This is a genomic window from Streptomyces toyocaensis (assembly GCF_000725125.1).
Classification (GTDB): Bacteria; Actinomycetota; Actinomycetes; order Streptomycetales; family Streptomycetaceae; genus Streptomyces; species Streptomyces toyocaensis.
The window spans coordinates 236,602-252,033 of the sequence record NZ_JFCB01000002.1 but is presented as its reverse complement, the minus strand read 5'-3'; the positions used below and the strand labels follow the sequence as shown (position 1 = coordinate 252,033).

Sequence of the window (15,432 nt, the reverse complement as noted above, 5' to 3'; positions counted from 1 at the left end):
GAAGCGCACGGCAACAGCCGGTCCTCGACGTCAGGAGCTCTTCGGTGGTGCCACCCGCGCCCCTCCCCCGGGAGACAGCGGCAGGTCGTCCGGCCGGCGGATGCGTACGCGACGGCGTCAGCGGCATCGTCCCGCGGCGCGCGCGTGACCTGTCGCCGGAGCGACGGTCCCTGCTCGACGCCACGTCGAACGCGCTGCCGGAGCTCGACGACCGGGAAGAGGACCGATGAGTACGGGGACACGGGCGATGCGGAAGCTGAGCGCCCAACTGGTGAACGGATTACGGCCGCTCTCCGGCGGGACCGAGCTGGTTCCCGCCCTGGGCCGGGCCCTGAGCCTGGTGCGGGGCCGGCCCGTCCGGCTCCGTGAGGCGGCGTTCCCGCCCGCGACAGCCAGCGGTGTGTGGGTGGACCGGACCGACCACGACCTGATCGTCTACGAGGAGAACACCGGCCCCGAGCACCAGGTCGTGATCATCGGTCACGAGGCCTGGCACATGTTCGCGGACCACGGTGCCGATCACGTCCACGCCGCGGCCCGTGCCGCCGGCACGGAGGCGGCGGAGGAGCTGGCCGCCTTCGTGGCCGCCGTCGCCTCCGCGGCGCGGACCGGTCCCTCACCCGTCCGGCACATGGACGCGGGGCTCCACTTCGCCGCCCGCACCGAAGGCCCGGGGCTCCGGGAGGAGCTGGAGGCGGAACACTTCGGTTTCCGCTTCGCCACGGATGTCCGGGCCGCCCTCGACGAGGCGCGGGCCGCCGAGGACCCCAGGGACCTCACGGGGCGGATCCAGGCGTCGATGGCACATCGTTTCCGGCCGGTCTGATCGCATGACGGCCGAGCCGAGCAGCGTCGGGTTCTACGTCTACGGGATCATGCTCCTGCTCGTCTGCGCCATGAAGTTCCCCGCGCTGCTCCGAAGACGCCACGACACGCTGTTGCGCGCGGCCTGCCTCCTGTTGTTCGCCGCCGGCTGCCTGATGCTCTTCGCCGCTCCCGCGTCCATCACCGCGCTCAACCGGATCACCGGGATCACCAACTTCGCGGCACCCGTGGTCTACGTGACGACGACCGCCTTCTCCGGTGCGAGCCTGCTGCTGATGGTGAACTGGAGGCCGGCGCCCCCCGAGCGGACCCGGCGGGTGTCCCGGCTCTGCGTGACGGTCTACGGGCTGGCGATCCTCGCCGTCGCCGTCCTGTTCTGGGCCGGGACGACACCTACGGAACAGCCCACACTGTTCGACGTCCACTACGCCACCACGCCCTTCATCCGGGAGATGATCGTCGTCTACCTGGTCGCTCAGGGCGTGGCCATGGCGATCGCGAGTGCGCTGTGCCTGCGCTGGTCCGGGGAAGTCCGCGGTTCGTTACGGGCGGGGCTGCGCATCCTGGCGCCCGCCTACCTCCTCATCGTGTGCTACGTGGTGCTGAGACTGACCGCGGTCGCCGCCCGGTGGACCGGCCACGACCTCGACTTCCTGGTGGACCGGGTCTCCCCCCTGTTCTCCGCCCCCGCGTGCGTTCTCGGCGCGCTAGGCTTCTTCGTCCCGCTGGCCGGGCCGCGCGTGGCGCAGACCGCGCGTGCCGTGCGGGAACTGTGGCGGCTGGCCCCGCTCTGGCGGGTCCTCCGGGACATCCCCACCCCCGGCGCGATCCGTGCTCCCCTGCCCTGGTGGCGCACTCCCCCCGCGGTGCTGCTGACCGGACGGAGAACGGCTCTGTACGACGCCCTCCTCGCCCTGACTCCCCACTACGACCCCGCCGTGCGCGAGGCGGCCCTCCGCACGGCCCTGCGCAACGGGGACGACGAGGACCGGGCGGCTGCCGTCGCGGATTCCGCGATGGTCCTCGCCGCCCGTGAGCGGCAACGCGCCGGCCCCGGGCAGCCGGTCCTGCCCACCGGGACGACGGTCCCGCGGACCCGGGACCTGACCGCGCTGTCCCGGTCGCTCGCCTCGTCCGTCGTCCACGACCTGCGTGACCACCGTGCGCCCCAGCAGAAAGCAGCCCACCATGAGTGAATCCCCGCGCCGCGCTCCCGTCCGTGCCGTGGTCGTCGGGGGCAGCATCGCGGGCATGCTCGCCGCGGCCGCCGTCAAGGAGCACGTCGACTCCGTCGAGATCGTCGAGGCCCACGAGCTGCCCGAGGGCCCCGCCCCGCGCACGGGGGTACCCCAGGCGGTGCACATCCACTTTCTTCAGTCCGGTGGCGCCGAGGCCATCGAGACGCTGCTGCCCGGCACGACCGGCCTGCTGCTGGCCGCGGGCGCCCATCGCGTACCGGTGACCACCAACATGGTCATCCACTCGCCCGAGGGCTGGTACCGCCGCTGGAAACGCGCCACCCACTACGTGATCACGGCGAGCCGGGACCTGACCGACTCCGTCGTCCGCGGACAGGTCCTCAAGGACCCCCGGGTCGGCGTGCGCACCCACACCAGGGCCGTCGCCCTCCTCGGCGACCGCCGGCGCGTCACGGGCGTGCGGGTACGCGGCGCCGACGGCACGGAGAGGGAGCTGCGCGCGGATCTCGTCGTCGACGCGTCCGGCCGTGCCTCCCGCATGCCGCGGTGGCTGGCGGAGCTGGGGATCACCGGGCTGACGGAGGACCACGTCGACTCCGGTCTCGCCTATGCCAGTCGCTTCTTCCGCGCGCCGGTCCCGACCACCGGCTGGCCGGTCGTCGCTGTGCAGGCCGACCCGCGTCTGCCCCGGCCGGCCAACGCCGGGGGGATCCTGCCGGTCGAAGGGGACCGCTGGCACGTCAGCCTGATGGGCGCCCCGGGCGCGCACCCCACCGCCGACCCGGACGCCTTCGAGGCCTACGCGCGCACGCTGCGCCATCCCGTCATGGCGGATCTCCTCAAGCACGCCGAACCGCTCACCGATGTCAGCGTCACCCACAGCACCGCCAACCGGCGTCACCACTACGAGCGGCTGACCCCGTGGCCGGAGGGTCTGGTGGTCCTGGGCGATGCCGTCGCGGCATTCAACCCGCTCCACGGGCAGGGCATGTCGGCGGCCGCCCAGGGTGCCGTCGCCCTGCGCGACGTGTACGCGGCGGGCCCGGCACCGGGCCTCGCCCGCCGTGCCCAGCGCGCCATCGGTACGTGCGTCGACACGGCGTGGACCCTGGCCGTGGGGACGGACATCCACTTCCGGACGACCACCGGGAGGACCCCGACCGTCGCCGACCGTCTGCTGCACCGCTACGTCAGCCGTCTGTCGCGCACCGCGACGGGCTCGTTCCACGCCGCCACGGCCCTGACCGACGTCCTGACCCTCCAGGCCACGCCCGCATCGCTGGTGCGGCCCGGCGTGTTGCTGACGGCTCTGGTCGGACCGTTGCGTCCCCGGCCCGACCGTCCTCAGTTCACGCCGGCCGAGCGCAGACTCCTGCGGGACCTGCAGGAGGCGGACGGGCCCGCCCGGTAGACGGACCTTCGCCGGGTGCGGAGCGGCGCGACGCGGTCACAGGCCTGTGCCGGGGTCGCCCCTCACCCGGCCACCACCCAGAGCAGCAGGGTGAACAGCAGGCCGCACACGAGCAGCGCCGGGGCGCCGAGGATCAGGGCGACGATCCCCCACCGGGTGCGCCCCGCGGCTGTCGGTGCCTCGGCCGAGCCGGACATCCCGTTGCGTGCCGGCTGCATGTTTCCCACTTCCGTCCGGGGGTCCTCCTGCGGGCTGATTCTTTCAGCCCGGGACCGGCCGGGTGTCCGGAACGCCGGTGGTGCGGGACCCGGCCGGAGCGGCCCGCGTACGCACGGCTCATGCGAGGTCGAAGGCGCGCCGCGCGCGTTCCACCTCGGGCATGTGGGCCGTGATCCACTCCAGGAGCACCTCGACCGGCTGTCGCATGGTCTTGCCGAGGGGTGTGATCCGGTACTCGACGGCGACGGGGCGGGAACTGAGGAGCACGCGCTCCACGATGCCGTTGCGTTCGAGCCGGCGCAGCGTCGCGGTGAGGGACTTCTGGGTCACCGCGGGGATAGCACGGCGCAGGTCGTTGAAGCGGCAGGGCCGTTCGCAGAGTTCGTTGAGGACGCTCAGCGACCATTTGTCCAGCACCTGGTCGAGGAACTCCCGGTGAGGATGATCGATCCTCAGCTCACCGTCGTGGCTGTCCGCAGTACCCGGCACGATACCTGGTCTCCTTGAAGTGTCCTTCGTCTACCAGGTAGCAAAGGTATACCGCATGGCCGAAGTGAGGAGACCTCCATGTCCGTCCGTCGTTTCACACCCGAAGGCATGATGCAGCCCACCCCGTACGAGCATGTCGCCGTGGGCACCGGCACGCGCCACGTGCATGTCAGCGGCCAGGTCGCCCGGTCGGCCGACGGGTCTCCCGTCGCCCCGGGCGACCTCGCCGGGCAGGTCGCCCACGCGCTGCGGAACACCGCGAAGGGCCTCGCGGGGGCGGGCGCGTCGTTCGACGACGTCCTGCGGCTGACGTTCTACGTCACGGACTGGGCCCCCGAGAAGATCGACGCCTTCATGGCAGGGGTCGGACAGGTGGCGGAGGAGATCGGGCTGACGGTACCCCTGCCGCCCTCCTCGCTGATCGGGGTCGACCACCTCTTCGAGCCCGACGTCCTGGTCGAGGTGGAGGCGACCGCGATCCTCGACTGAGTCCGTCCCCGGCGCCGACGCGGCTCTGCCTTCTCCGTCCACCCCGTGCCGGCGCTGGCCGGGAGGCGTGGAGGAGCCCGCCTCCGTTCCCCCTCGTACGCGGAGCGGAGGCGGGCTCGTGGGGCGGTGCCGGTCAGGCGCCGGGCAGGACCCCGCTTCGGGCCACCTCGGAGTACCAGCGCGCGCTGGCCTTGGGAATGCGCGTGCCGGTCGGGTAGTCGACGTAGACGGTGCCGAAGCGCTTGCTGTAGCCGTGCGCCCACTCGAAGTTGTCCAGCAGCGACCACAGGAAGTACCCGCGCACGTCCGCGCCGTCCAGGATGGCCCGGTGGACGGCGGCCAGGTGGTCACGCACATAGGCGATCCGGGCGGGGTCGTTGACCTGGCCGGAGGGGTCGGCGTAGTCGTCGAACGCCGCGCCGTTCTCGGTGATGACCAGCGGCAGCCCCGGGACGTCGGAGGAGAGCCGGCGCAGCAGGTCGTACAGGCCTGTGGGGTCGACGGCCCAGCCCATGGCGGTGGTCTCGCCGGGCGGCTGGTGGAAGGCGACCCGGTCCGCGCCCGGCCAGGGGCTGTGGGCGCTCCTGCCGTGCCCGTCGGAGGTGTGGGTGCCGCCGCCGTCGGCCTCGGAGACGAGGGTGGGCGTGTAGTAGTTGACGCCGAGGAAGTCCAGCGGCTGGTGGATCCGCGAGAGGTCGCCCTCGCGCACGAAGGACCAGTCGGTCAGCTCGGCCGTGTCCTTGAGCAGGTCCTCGGGGTAGGCGCCCCGCAGCATCGGACCGGTGAAGACCCGGTTGGCGAGGGCGTCGATCCGGCGCGCCGCGTCCGTGTCGGCGTCGGAGCCGGTCAGCGGGCGGACGTGGTGGATGTTGAGGGTGACCGAGCACTGGGCGGCGGCGGGGAGGCGGTCGCGCAGCGCCTGGACGGCCAGGCCGTGGCCCAGGTTGAGGTGGTGGGCGGCGCGCAGGGCGGCGACCGGGTCGGTGCGGCCGGGGGCGTGCACTCCGGAGCCGTAGCCGAGGAAGGCGCTGCACCAGGGCTCGTTGAGCGTGGTCCAGGTCCGCACCCGGTCGCCCAGCGCGTCCGCGGCCAGGGCCGCGTACTCGGCGAACCGTTCGGCCGTCGCGCGCTCGGGCCAGCCCCCGGCGTCCTCCAGCTCCTGGGGCAGGTCCCAGTGGTAGAGGGTGGCGACGGGCTGGATGCCCTTGTGCAGAAGGTCGTCGACCAGGCGCCGGTAGAAGTCCAGGCCCTTCTGGACGGCGGGACCGCGGCCGGTGGGCTGGATCCGGGGCCAGGCCAGCGAGAAGCGGTAGGCGCCCAGGCCGAGTTCGGCCATCAGAGCGACGTCCTCGCGCCAGCGGTGGTAGTGGTCGGTGGCGACGTCGCCGGTGTCGCCGTTGCGGACCCGGCCGGGGGTACGGGCGTAGGTGTCCCAGATGGACGGCGTACGGCCGTCCTCGGTGGCGGCTCCCTCGATCTGGTAGGAGGCGGTGGCGGAGCCCCAGAGGAAGCCCTTGGGGAAGGTACCGGCGGCGTCCGGGGCGGACGCGGTCTGCTGTGCGGTGACCACGTAAGTCCTTTCGGGGGTGAGGGGGTTCGCAGGCGCGTGCCTGGTGGGAGTCGGTGGGGGGCGCGGCGGGTCAGCCCTTGACGGCGCCGGCCATGATGCCGCTGACGATCTGGCGGCCGAAGACGACGAACATCGCCAGCAGCGGCAGCGTGCCGAGCAGCGCGCCCGCCATGATCAGCGACTGGTCGCGGACGTAGCCCGCGCTGAGCTGGGTGAGAGCGACGGGGACCGTGGGGTTGGTCATGTCGAGCACCACGAACGGCCAGAAGAAGTCGTTCCACGCGTGCACGAACGTGATCATGAACAGGACCGCCATGGCGGGCCGCGCGACGGGCAGCACGATGCTCCAGAAGATGCGCAGGGAGTGCGCCCCGTCCACGCGTCCCGCCTCGACGAGTTCGTCCGGCAGGGCCTCGGACAGGTACTGCCGCATGAAGAACACGCCGACCGCGCTCACCAGCGTGGGGAAGATGACGGCGGGCAACTGCTGCGACCAGCCCAGTTCGGACATCATCATGAACAGCGGGACGACGCCGAGCTGCGGCGGCACCAGCATGGTGCCGATCACCAGCATGAGCAGCGCATTGCGTCCCTTGAACCGGAGTTTGGCGAAGGCGAATCCGGCGAGCGTCGCGAACATCACCGTGGACAGGGCGATCACCCCGGCCACGATCAGACTGTTGATCATGGCCCTGCCCATGGCCGCCTCGTCCCAGGCCCGGGCGAGATTGCTGAACAGGTTGGGGCCGGGCAGGAAGGGCGGTGGTGTCTGGCTGACCCGGGTGTTGTCGGTGGAGGCCGCCACCATCGTCCAGTACAGCGGGAAGATGGACAGCACCGCCATGACGACGAGCAGGACGTAGGCGAGCGGGCCCGCGTGGTGCTGGCGGCCGGCGCGCTGGCGCAGCAGCCGGCGGCCGGCCGGCTTCCGGGCGGGGGCGCGGTCCGGGGTGTCCGTCCGGACCGGGAGGCTGTGGGTGGTCATGACGACTCCAGGTCAGGACGTACGGGAACGCAGCCGCTTGATCACGCGCTGCGCGACGAAGGCGAGGACGAGCAGCAGGAACATCGCCCAGGCGACGGTGGCCGAGCGGCCCATCTGGTAGTTCTTCCAGCCCTCCTCGTACAGCAGCAGGCCCAGCGTCTGGTACTGGTTGTCGGCACCGCCGGTGATGCCGTTGGGCCCCTGGCCGAAGATCAGCGGTTCACCGAACAGCTGGGTGGCGCCGATCGTGGAGAGCACGATGGTGAAGACGATGGTGGAGCGGATCCCGGGGACGGTGACGTGGGTGAACTGCTTCCACCGGGAGGCTCCGTCCAGGGAGGCCGCCTCGTACCGGTCGGCGGGAACGGCCTGCATGGCGGCCAGGTAGAGCAGGGCGTTGTAGCCGGTCCAGCGCCAGATGACGATGGTGGAGATCGCGACCTGGGCGGGCCACTTGTCGGCCTCCCAGTCCACCGGGTCGACGCCGACCGCACCGAGCGCCCAGTTGATCATGCCGAAGTCACGCTCGAAGATCATGGTGAAGACGAGCGCGGCCGCGGCGACCGAGGTGGCGTACGGGACCAGCGAGGCAACGCGGAAGAACAGCGAGGCACGCATGCGGTAGTTGAGCAGGTGCGCCAGGCCGAGGGCCATCAGGAGCTGCGGCACCGTGGAGATGACGCCGATGGTGAGGGTGTTCTGCAGGGCGTTCCAGAACCGCGAGTCGCCCCAGAGCTCGACGTAGTTGTCGAACGCCACCCACTCCATGACGTCGAGGGTGGCCAGCTCCACGTCGTGCAGGGAGATCCACGAGGTGTAGACGAGGGGGTAGAAGCTGAACGCGGCGAAGACGATGAAGAACGGCGCGATGAAGGCGAACGGCGCGCCCTTGACGTCAAGACGGTGCAGCAGCGCACCGCGCCGTCGGGCCGTTCCCTCGCCTCCGCTCCTGCGGGGCGTGCCTGGCGGGTCCTCGCCGGCCAGGGCCTTGGTGGTGGAGGTGGCCACCGGACTTCCTTCCTGAGAGCGGATGTGTGACCCGGGGCCGGGCCCGCCCGCGCACTGCCGGCGGGCCCGGGACGACCACGGGGACGGCAGGGTCAGCCGACGGCCTTCTCGATGCGCTCCATGGTGGTGCTCCACGCCTTGTCACGGGCGGTGCCCTGCTCGACCAGGGCCAGGCCCTGCGAGAAGGTGTCCTTGATCGTGCCGTCCTTGCGGCCGAGGACCTGCTTGTCCGGGATCTCCTTCGCGGCGGCACCGAAGATCTCGCCGATCGGCGCGTCGCTGAAGTACTCGGACTTGGCGCCCTTCACGTCGGCGGACTCCAGCGCCTTCTCGGAGGACGGGATGTTGCCGATCTCCTTGAAGATGTGGGCCTGCTGCTCCGGCGCGGTCAGCCAGGCGACCAGCTTCTGCGCCTCCTCCTTCACCGGGCTCTTCTCGATCACCCCGAGGAAGGAACCGCCCCAGTTGGCCCCCTTGGGCGCCCTGGCGACGTCCCACTTGCCCTTGTTCGCGTCGCCGGCCTTCTCGCTGATGTGGCTGAGCATCCAGGCCGGGCACACCGCGGTCGCGAACGTGCCGTTGGCCAGGCCCGGGTCCCAACCCGGCTGGAACTGGCGCAGCTTGGCGGTCAGGCCCTCCTCCGCGGCGTCCGCCGACAGCCCCCAGGCCTCCTTGACGACCGGGTTCTTGTCGTGGATCAGTTCGCCCTTCTCGTCGTAGTACTGCTCGGAGTGGCCGTAGACCATGGCGTTGAACAGGCCGCTGGCCGAGTCCATGTACGCCACGTCACCGCCCTTGAAGTCCTTCTTGAAGGAGCGGCCGACCTCGACGTACTTGCTCCAGTCGCCCTCCCACAGCTTTCCGACCTCCTCGCGGTCGGTGGGCAGCCCGGCCTTCTCGAAGTAGTCCTTGCGGTAGCAGACGGCCATGGGGCCGATGTCGGTGCCCAGGCCCAGCACCTTGCCGTCGGCGGTGCTGATCTGGGACTGCTTCCAGGGCAGGAAGTGGTCGGTGCCCGCCGTGCCGGTGAAGTCGGCGAACTTGTCCGACTGGGTCTCGGTGATCTCCTTGGCCCGGCCGATCTCTATGCCCTGGATGTCCTTCAGACCGTTGCCGGCGGCGAGCCTGGTCTGCAGCGCGGTGTAGTACGTCTGCTCGTCACCGGCGATCTCCGCCTTGATGTCGACATCGGGGTTCTCCTTCTCGTACTGCTCGAGAAGCCCCGTCTCCTTGATGCCCATCACGCCGAACAGGCCCATCGTGATGGTGACCTTGCCGTCCTTCTTGCCACCGCCGGTGGCCGCATCACCGCCACCGCCGCAACCGGCGACCAGCGCCAGCGCACCGACGGCGGCGACTGTCGCCACCGCCTTCGCGCGCAGTGAACCGAGAGTGCCCATGGATCTCCTCCTAGCGACGGCGCTGACACATCGGAGTGACGAGTTCTGCGATGACTACAGCGGCTCTGATAGAGGTGGGAACGTGCCCACTCACGGGTGGGCACGTTCCCACCGCGTCTCGAAGACTCCCGGCTCATGGATGGATCTGTCAATCACTTGAAAACAACTCGTCATCACGAACCGAGCACGGTGCCCGATGGCCCGTCCCGCTGCGGTGCGGTACCGACGACGGCGTCTGCAAGAATTGCCGCTGGTCATCTCCGCGGCGGACAGCGCCGCCGCGGCCGCCGAGGGGGGAGCACATGAGCGGCAACCGCCGTCCCACGATCAAAACGGTCGCCGCCCGCGCCGGCGTGGGCCGTACCACGGTCTCCCGTGTCGTCAACGGTTCGGAGCTCGTCAGTGCCGACGCGCGGGCCAGGGTCCTGGCCGCGATCAAGGAACTGAACTACGTCCCGAACTCGGTCGCCCGCGGTCTGGTGACCAACCGCACCAACGCCGTGGCCCTGGTGATCCCGGAATCGGAGAGCAGGCTCGGTTCGGAGCCGTTCTTCGCCGCGCTGATCCGCGGCGTCAGCGGCGCTCTCGCCGAGAGCCGGACGCAGCTGCAGCTCATGCTGGTGCGGGACCAGGCCGAGCGGGACCAGCTCACCGAATCGGTGGCGACACGCCGCGTGGACGGCGTCCTGCTGGTCTCCGTCCACGCCGAGGACAGGCTGCCCGGCATGCTGGAGGAGATGGGCCTGCCCACCGTGCTCGCCGGCCGCCGTGACGCGGGCGAGCAGCTGAGCTACGTCAACTCCGACAACGCCTCAGGGGCCGCCCAGGCGGTCCGGCACCTGCTGGACCGCGGCAGGAAGCGGATCGCCACGATCACCGGCCCGCAGGACATGGACGTCGGCCGCAGCCGGCTCGCCGGATGGCGTGCCGCCCATGCGGAGGCGGGTGTGCCGGCTCCCGAACTGCTGGTGGAGACAGGCGACTTCACGGAGGAGAGCGGCATCCGCGCCATGCGTTCGCTTCTTGAACGCGCGCCGGACCTGGACGCCGTGTTCGCCGCCTCCGACCTCATGGCGGTCGGCGCCCTGACCGAGTTGCGCCGGCGGAACCGGCGGGTGCCCGGTGATGTCGCCGTGGTGGGCTTCGAGGACTCCGTGCTCGCGCGCCACACCGATCCGCCTCTGACGACGGTGCGTCAGCCGGTGGAGGAACTGGGCCGCACGATGGCCCGGATCCTCACCGACATCACCCTGAACGGCGCTCCCCGGCAGCAGCGGACGCTGCCGACGGAGCTGGTCGTGCGCGAGTCGTCGTAGGTCCGGCGCGTCGTAGGTCCGGCGCGTCGGCGGCCGGTGGTCCCGTGCGGGCCGGTCGCCCCCGGCGGCCGGGCTCGGCGCGGTGTGCGCGACCGCGGGCCCGCCGGGCGTACAAGGCCGGCATCCGGTGTGCCCCGGACGGCACCGGTGGCCCGGCGCCGGCGGTGTGCGACCCGGGCGTCCGACGTACCGGCCTCAAGCGGTGGCGTACGTGAAGTCGTAGACGGTCCAGTCGGCGACGGGGACGTAACCGATGCGCCGGTAGAGGGCGTTGCTGGTGGGGTTGGCCGCGTTGGTGAAGAGCACGACCTCCTCGGCTCCCGCGGCCAGTGCGGCCCGGCTCACCGCGACCGTCACGGCGGCCGCGTAGCCGCGGCCCCGCAGGTGGGCGGGGGTGTAGACGGGGTCGATCCGGGCCTGACCCCCGACCATCGGGTTCACGCCCGCCATGGAGACGGGCGTGCCGTCCGGGGTCTCCCAGAACGTGTAGCTCTTCTCGGCGAAGCGTGTCGAGGTCCAGGAGCCGGCGTCGATGGTGACGGCTTCCCCGACGTCCGCGGCGAACTCACGGCACCAGCGCATGAGGTGCTCCTGCTCCCCCGCGCCCACGCGCCGGGCACTGCCCGCCGGTTGCGGGTCCGGCGGGGTGAGCGTGCCCAGGCGGAGGAGATGGAGTCCGACGCGGAACGCCGACGTCGCGCCCGTGTGCCGCCGCCAGGCCTCGGCGAAGGCGGTGGCGGTTCCGTGGTCCGCCGTGACGTGGGGAGGTGCGTGCCCGAGGCCCACCAGGTGGGCGGCGAGGCCGTCGGCCTGCCCGGGGGTGAGCGGGGTGACGCTCAGGCCGCGGGACGGCAGGCGGTAGAAGGCGGCGCGGACCGTGCCGCCCTGCTCCAGCAGGCCGAAGACGGGAGCCGGGGCACCGACGGCGGCCGTGGTCAGGGTGCGCAGCTTCTCGGTCACGGACAGGGCCATGGTGTGCAGGGCCGGGCGCGAGCGCAGGAAGTCGCCCGCTCGGGCGAGGAATTCCTCGACGTCTTCGGTGAGGTGCCAGTCGTCCGGGCGCATGCTTCATGATCCCTGACTGCCCCGGCCCCTGGGAAGGCGGTCTCCGGCCGGACACCCTCGTGGACGCCGGCGTCCACGAGGGTGTCCGCGGAGGACGGCATGAGAAAGGGCAAGGAGTACGCATTCCTTGCCACGCTCAACGTATAGCGCACCCGGGGGCTTGCGGCAAGGCCCCGGTCGTACCGCAGAATCGGCGACCCAGCGCCATGACCTGCGTGAACGGGAGACACGACGTGCGAGTACTGCTGACGACATGGGGTTCGCGGGGAGACGTCGAACCGCTGGCGGGACTGGCGGTGGCGCTGCGGGCACTCGGCGTCCGGGCACGGGTGTGCGCGCCGCCGGACGAGGAGTTCGTGACCCTGCTCGCGCGTGCGGGCGTGCCCCTGGTGCCGCTCGGCCCGACGGTGCGTTCGGTGGTGGCCGGTGACACGCCACCGACGGCACGGGACGCGTTCCGGCTCGCCCCGGAGCTGGTCGCCGCACGGTTCGGCACCCTGGCGGCGGCAGCCGACGGCTGCCAGGCGCTGCTGGCCACCGGTCTGCTGCCGGCCGGCGCCCGTGACGTGGCCGAGCAGCTCGGCATCCCCTACGTGTTCGCCTGCTTCCACACGGTCGGCCTGCCGTCGCGGCACGTCGCGCCGGGTGCGCGGCCGGGTACACCGTCCCCGCGGGACGAGACCGACAACCGGGTGCTGTGGGAACAGGACGCCCAAAGGGTGAACGCGCTGTACGGGGAAGCGCTCAACCGGCACCGGGCGGCGATCGGCCTGCCGCCCGTGGGCAACGTCCGCGACCACGTCCTCACCGACCGGCCGTGGCTGGCGGCGGACGCGACGCTGTGGCCCGCGCAGGGCATGACGGACCTCGGCGTCGTGCGGACCGGGGCGTGGTTCCTGCCCGACGAACGCCCGCTCCCGGAGGGTCTCGAGGCGTTCCTCGGGGCCGGCGCACCGCCGGTGTACGTGGGTTTCGGCAGCATGGCGGCGCACGCCCCCGCAGGCATCGCACGGGCGGCCGTCGAGGCCGTACGTGCGCAGGGCCACCGCGTGCTCCTCGCCCGCGGCTGGGCGGACCCGTCCCCGGTCGACGATGTCGACGACTGCTTCGTCATCGGGGAGGTGAACCAGCAGGCACTGTTCCGCCGGGTCGCCGCGGTCGTGCACCACGGCGGGGCGGGGACCACGACGGCGGCCGCGCGCGCCGGCGCCCCTCAGGTGGTGGTCCCCCGGATCGTGGACCAGCCGTACTGGGGCACCCGGGTGGCCGAGCTGGGGATCGGCTCGGTGCACCACGGCCCCGAGCCGACCCGCGACTCCCTGTCCGCCGCGCTCAGGACTGCCCTGGATCCCGCGGTCCGGAGGCGGGCACGGGCCGTGGCCGGTGCCGTCCGCACCGACGGGGCGGCGGTGGCCGCGCGGCTGCTGCTCGACACGGCCGTCCGGGCCACACCGTCCGCGTCCCGGTGAACCGCGAGCGCCGTCCGGCGGCGGTGCGAGGTGCCTCCCGGCCGGGTCGTGTCCCGGCGTTCCGGGTCGGGTGGACCCAGTTCCTGCCCGCTCCCGGCAGTCTCAGGGCCCTGAAGGTTGCCGACCTGCGGACCGGTCGAGGGGCGGACGGCCTGCGTAGGGTGCACCGCTGTGTGCCGGAAACCCCCGCTCGGCGTCCGGTCGGTCGCTCCGAGAAGGCCGCGGCGGGACCGCCTGGACCGCCCGCACGAGGCGGACTCCGCACGGTGGTGTCCCGGCACACACGGCCGTATCCCCCTCACCCGGAATGACCCGCCATGCCGTCCCACCACGCGTCCCGTGAGCCCTCTCCCCCGCCGCAGGACCTGATCGACGACGTCGTCGTCCGTTTCGACGCCTACGCGCGGGCCCGGGGGGCTCGTGAGAGCCTCTTCCCTGCGGCACACGCCTCCCCGCGCCGGGAGCAACGGGCCTTCGACGATCTGGAGGCCGCGATCACCCGTCTGCGCGCCAGCACCGGCTGACCTCGCCCCGGACCGCCGATCACCTCGCCTCCGGCGGCGTCCGGCCGGGGGGCGGGGGCATAGTCGTAGGGGAGAGCACGCAGGCGGACGGACCGGGAGCGCGCGTGAGCACATCGGATATCGACTTCCGGGCGGTGTTCGCCGCGACACCCAGCCCTCTGCTGTTGCTGGACCCCGGCCTGAGGGTCGCGGAGGTCAACGAGGCCTACCTCCAGGTGACGGGCCGGAGGAGGGAGGATCTCGTCGGCCGGCTCCTCTTCGACGCCCACCCCGACAATCCCGGGGATGCGGCCGCCGACGGCGTGGCCAACCTGACCGCCTCCCTGGCCCGGGTCCTGAGCTCGAAGAAGCCGGACACGATGGCGGTGCAGAGGTACGACCTCGCTCTCCCGGGGCGGCCGGGAGTGTTCCGGTCCAGATGGTGGTCCCCCCTCAACACACCCGTCCTCGGCCCGGACGGAGAGGTCCGGTGGATCATCCACCGGGTGGTGGACATGACCGAGTTCATGCTCTCCCGTCCCTCCCGCTCGGCCCGTCCCTCGTTCGCCCCCGGTTCCGACGAGGCGGTCGCGCACAGGGAACGGGAGGCGCTGGAGACCGAACTGTTCACCCGGGCACAGGACCTGCAGCACCTCAACGAGGAACTCCGCGAAGCCCACGACCGGGAGCGCCGGACCGCCCTCGCCCTGCAGGAGGCCATGCTGCACTCGCCGGATCTGGCCGGACACCGTGAGATCGCGGTGCGCTACATGCCGGCCACCCGGTCCCTCAACGTCTGCGGCGACTGGTACGACGTGGTCGATCTGCCCGACGGCCAGTTCACCGTCGCGGTCGGCGACGTGGTCGGCCACGGTCTGGAGGCCGCCGCCGTGATGGGCATGCTGCGCAGCGCCCTGTCCGCCGCCATCCGGGCCGTTCCCGAACCCGGCAGGGCGATGGACGTCCTCAGCAAGTACGCCCGGACCTTCGAGGGCGCCCTGGCGACGACCGCGGCGAAGGCCGTCATCGACGTGCGCAACCGCACCGTCACCTACACCTGCGCGGGTCACCTCCCGCCTGCCCTGTGCCGTCCCGAGGGCACCGTCGACCTGCTCGACCAGGCCACCGAGCCGCCCCTGGGGGTCATGAGCGAGGAGACGTCGCGCCCGCAGGTGACGGTGCCCTACGCGCCGGGCGACACCCTCGTGCTGTACACGGACGGTCTCGTGGAACGTCGCGGCGAGGACATCGACGCGGGGCTGCTCCGCCTCACCGACACTCTGGCCCGTCACGCCCGGATGGACCCCGACGAGCTGGCCGACACCCTGCTCACGCGCCTGGGCGTGGCCCACGGCGGACTCGACGACATCGCCCTGGTCGTCGTCCGTCTCTGACGTCGGCTGAGCCGCGAGCACCGCCGCCTGTCCGGCGCGCCCCCGAGCCGGGACGCGGCCCGCCCGCACGGCCCCGCCAGCATGTCCGCG

Annotated in this window: 16 protein-coding genes; 9 read left to right on the top strand and 7 right to left on the bottom strand. The window is 72.0% G+C overall.

Annotation, left to right across the window (positions count from 1 at the left end; translation table 11 throughout):
* Positions 1-44: 44 nt before the first annotated feature.
* From BU52_RS04945 to BU52_RS04930, 4 genes are read left to right on the top strand one after another with little or no spacing between them, the layout of a single operon-like run.
* Entirely contained in the window at positions 45-230 is a 186-nt protein-coding gene (locus BU52_RS04945; protein ID WP_037928630.1) for a hypothetical protein, read from the top strand.
* Entirely contained in the window at positions 227-826 is a 600-nt protein-coding gene (locus tag BU52_RS04940; protein WP_157847813.1) for a toxin-antitoxin system, toxin component, read from the top strand. Before BU52_RS04945 ends, BU52_RS04940 begins: the two co-directional genes overlap by 4 nt.
* A gap of 4 nt (positions 827-830) precedes the next feature.
* Positions 831-2,021 (top strand): MAB_1171c family putative transporter, encoded by a 1,191-nt coding sequence (locus BU52_RS04935; RefSeq protein ID WP_051857915.1) that lies wholly within the window; start codon positions 831-833, stop codon positions 2,019-2,021.
* Positions 2,014-3,435 (top strand): NAD(P)/FAD-dependent oxidoreductase, encoded by a 1,422-nt coding sequence (locus BU52_RS04930; protein ID WP_037928628.1) that lies wholly within the window; start codon positions 2,014-2,016, stop codon positions 3,433-3,435. Before BU52_RS04935 ends, BU52_RS04930 begins: the two co-directional genes overlap by 8 nt.
* Before the next feature lie 62 nt (positions 3,436-3,497).
* On the opposite strand, the gene BU52_RS35205 is transcribed toward BU52_RS04930, so the two are convergent.
* Complete coding sequence (locus tag BU52_RS35205; protein ID WP_157847811.1) at positions 3,498-3,653, bottom strand: hypothetical protein; 156 nt, start codon at positions 3,651-3,653, stop codon at positions 3,498-3,500.
* Positions 3,654-3,771: 118 nt separating this feature from the next.
* Entirely contained in the window at positions 3,772-4,143 is a 372-nt protein-coding gene (locus tag BU52_RS04925; protein ID WP_037928625.1) for a winged helix-turn-helix transcriptional regulator, read from the bottom strand.
* A gap of 78 nt (positions 4,144-4,221) precedes the next feature.
* Here BU52_RS04925 and BU52_RS04920 point away from each other — a divergent pair, with 78 nt between their 5' ends.
* Positions 4,222-4,632: a RidA family protein gene (locus BU52_RS04920; protein WP_037928622.1), complete on the top strand. Its 411-nt coding sequence runs from the start codon at positions 4,222-4,224 to the stop codon at positions 4,630-4,632.
* A gap of 133 nt (positions 4,633-4,765) precedes the next feature.
* Here BU52_RS04920 and BU52_RS04915 read toward each other — a convergent pair whose 3' ends face one another.
* From BU52_RS04915 to BU52_RS04900, 4 genes are all read right to left on the bottom strand, one after another.
* Entirely contained in the window at positions 4,766-6,202 is a 1,437-nt protein-coding gene (locus tag BU52_RS04915; RefSeq protein ID WP_037928619.1) for a GH1 family beta-glucosidase, read from the bottom strand.
* A gap of 70 nt (positions 6,203-6,272) precedes the next feature.
* On the bottom strand, positions 6,273-7,187 hold the full coding sequence (locus BU52_RS04910; protein ID WP_037928616.1) for a carbohydrate ABC transporter permease: 915 nt from the start codon (positions 7,185-7,187) through the stop codon (positions 6,273-6,275).
* Between the two features lie 12 nt (positions 7,188-7,199).
* Complete coding sequence (locus BU52_RS04905; protein ID WP_037928612.1) at positions 7,200-8,195, bottom strand: carbohydrate ABC transporter permease; 996 nt, start codon at positions 8,193-8,195, stop codon at positions 7,200-7,202.
* A gap of 92 nt (positions 8,196-8,287) precedes the next feature.
* Positions 8,288-9,595, bottom strand: a complete 1,308-nt coding sequence (locus tag BU52_RS04900; RefSeq protein WP_037928609.1) for an ABC transporter substrate-binding protein — start codon at positions 9,593-9,595, stop codon at positions 8,288-8,290.
* 302 nt (positions 9,596-9,897) lie between these two features.
* Between BU52_RS04900 and BU52_RS04895 the strand changes: the two genes are divergently transcribed.
* A complete protein-coding gene (locus BU52_RS04895; protein WP_037928607.1) occupies positions 9,898-10,911 on the top strand; it encodes a LacI family DNA-binding transcriptional regulator in 1,014 nt (337 codons plus the stop codon).
* Between the two features lie 195 nt (positions 10,912-11,106).
* Here BU52_RS04895 and BU52_RS04890 read toward each other — a convergent pair whose 3' ends face one another.
* A complete protein-coding gene (locus tag BU52_RS04890; RefSeq protein ID WP_037928604.1) occupies positions 11,107-11,976 on the bottom strand; it encodes a GNAT family N-acetyltransferase in 870 nt (289 codons plus the stop codon).
* 233 nt (positions 11,977-12,209) lie between these two features.
* Here BU52_RS04890 and BU52_RS04885 point away from each other — a divergent pair, with 233 nt between their 5' ends.
* The 3 genes from BU52_RS04885 (at position 12,210) to BU52_RS04875 (ending at position 15,342) form a co-directional block, all read left to right on the top strand.
* The gene (locus BU52_RS04885; protein WP_037928601.1) at positions 12,210-13,445 is read left to right on the top strand and encodes a glycosyltransferase; all 1,236 of its coding nucleotides are present in this window, start codon (positions 12,210-12,212) and stop codon (positions 13,443-13,445) included.
* Positions 13,446-13,762: 317 nt separating this feature from the next.
* A complete protein-coding gene (locus BU52_RS04880; protein ID WP_037928598.1) occupies positions 13,763-13,969 on the top strand; it encodes a hypothetical protein in 207 nt (68 codons plus the stop codon).
* Positions 13,970-14,073: 104 nt separating this feature from the next.
* Positions 14,074-15,342: a PP2C family protein-serine/threonine phosphatase gene (locus BU52_RS04875; RefSeq protein ID WP_037928595.1), complete on the top strand. Its 1,269-nt coding sequence runs from the start codon at positions 14,074-14,076 to the stop codon at positions 15,340-15,342.
* Positions 15,343-15,432 lie beyond the last annotated feature (90 nt).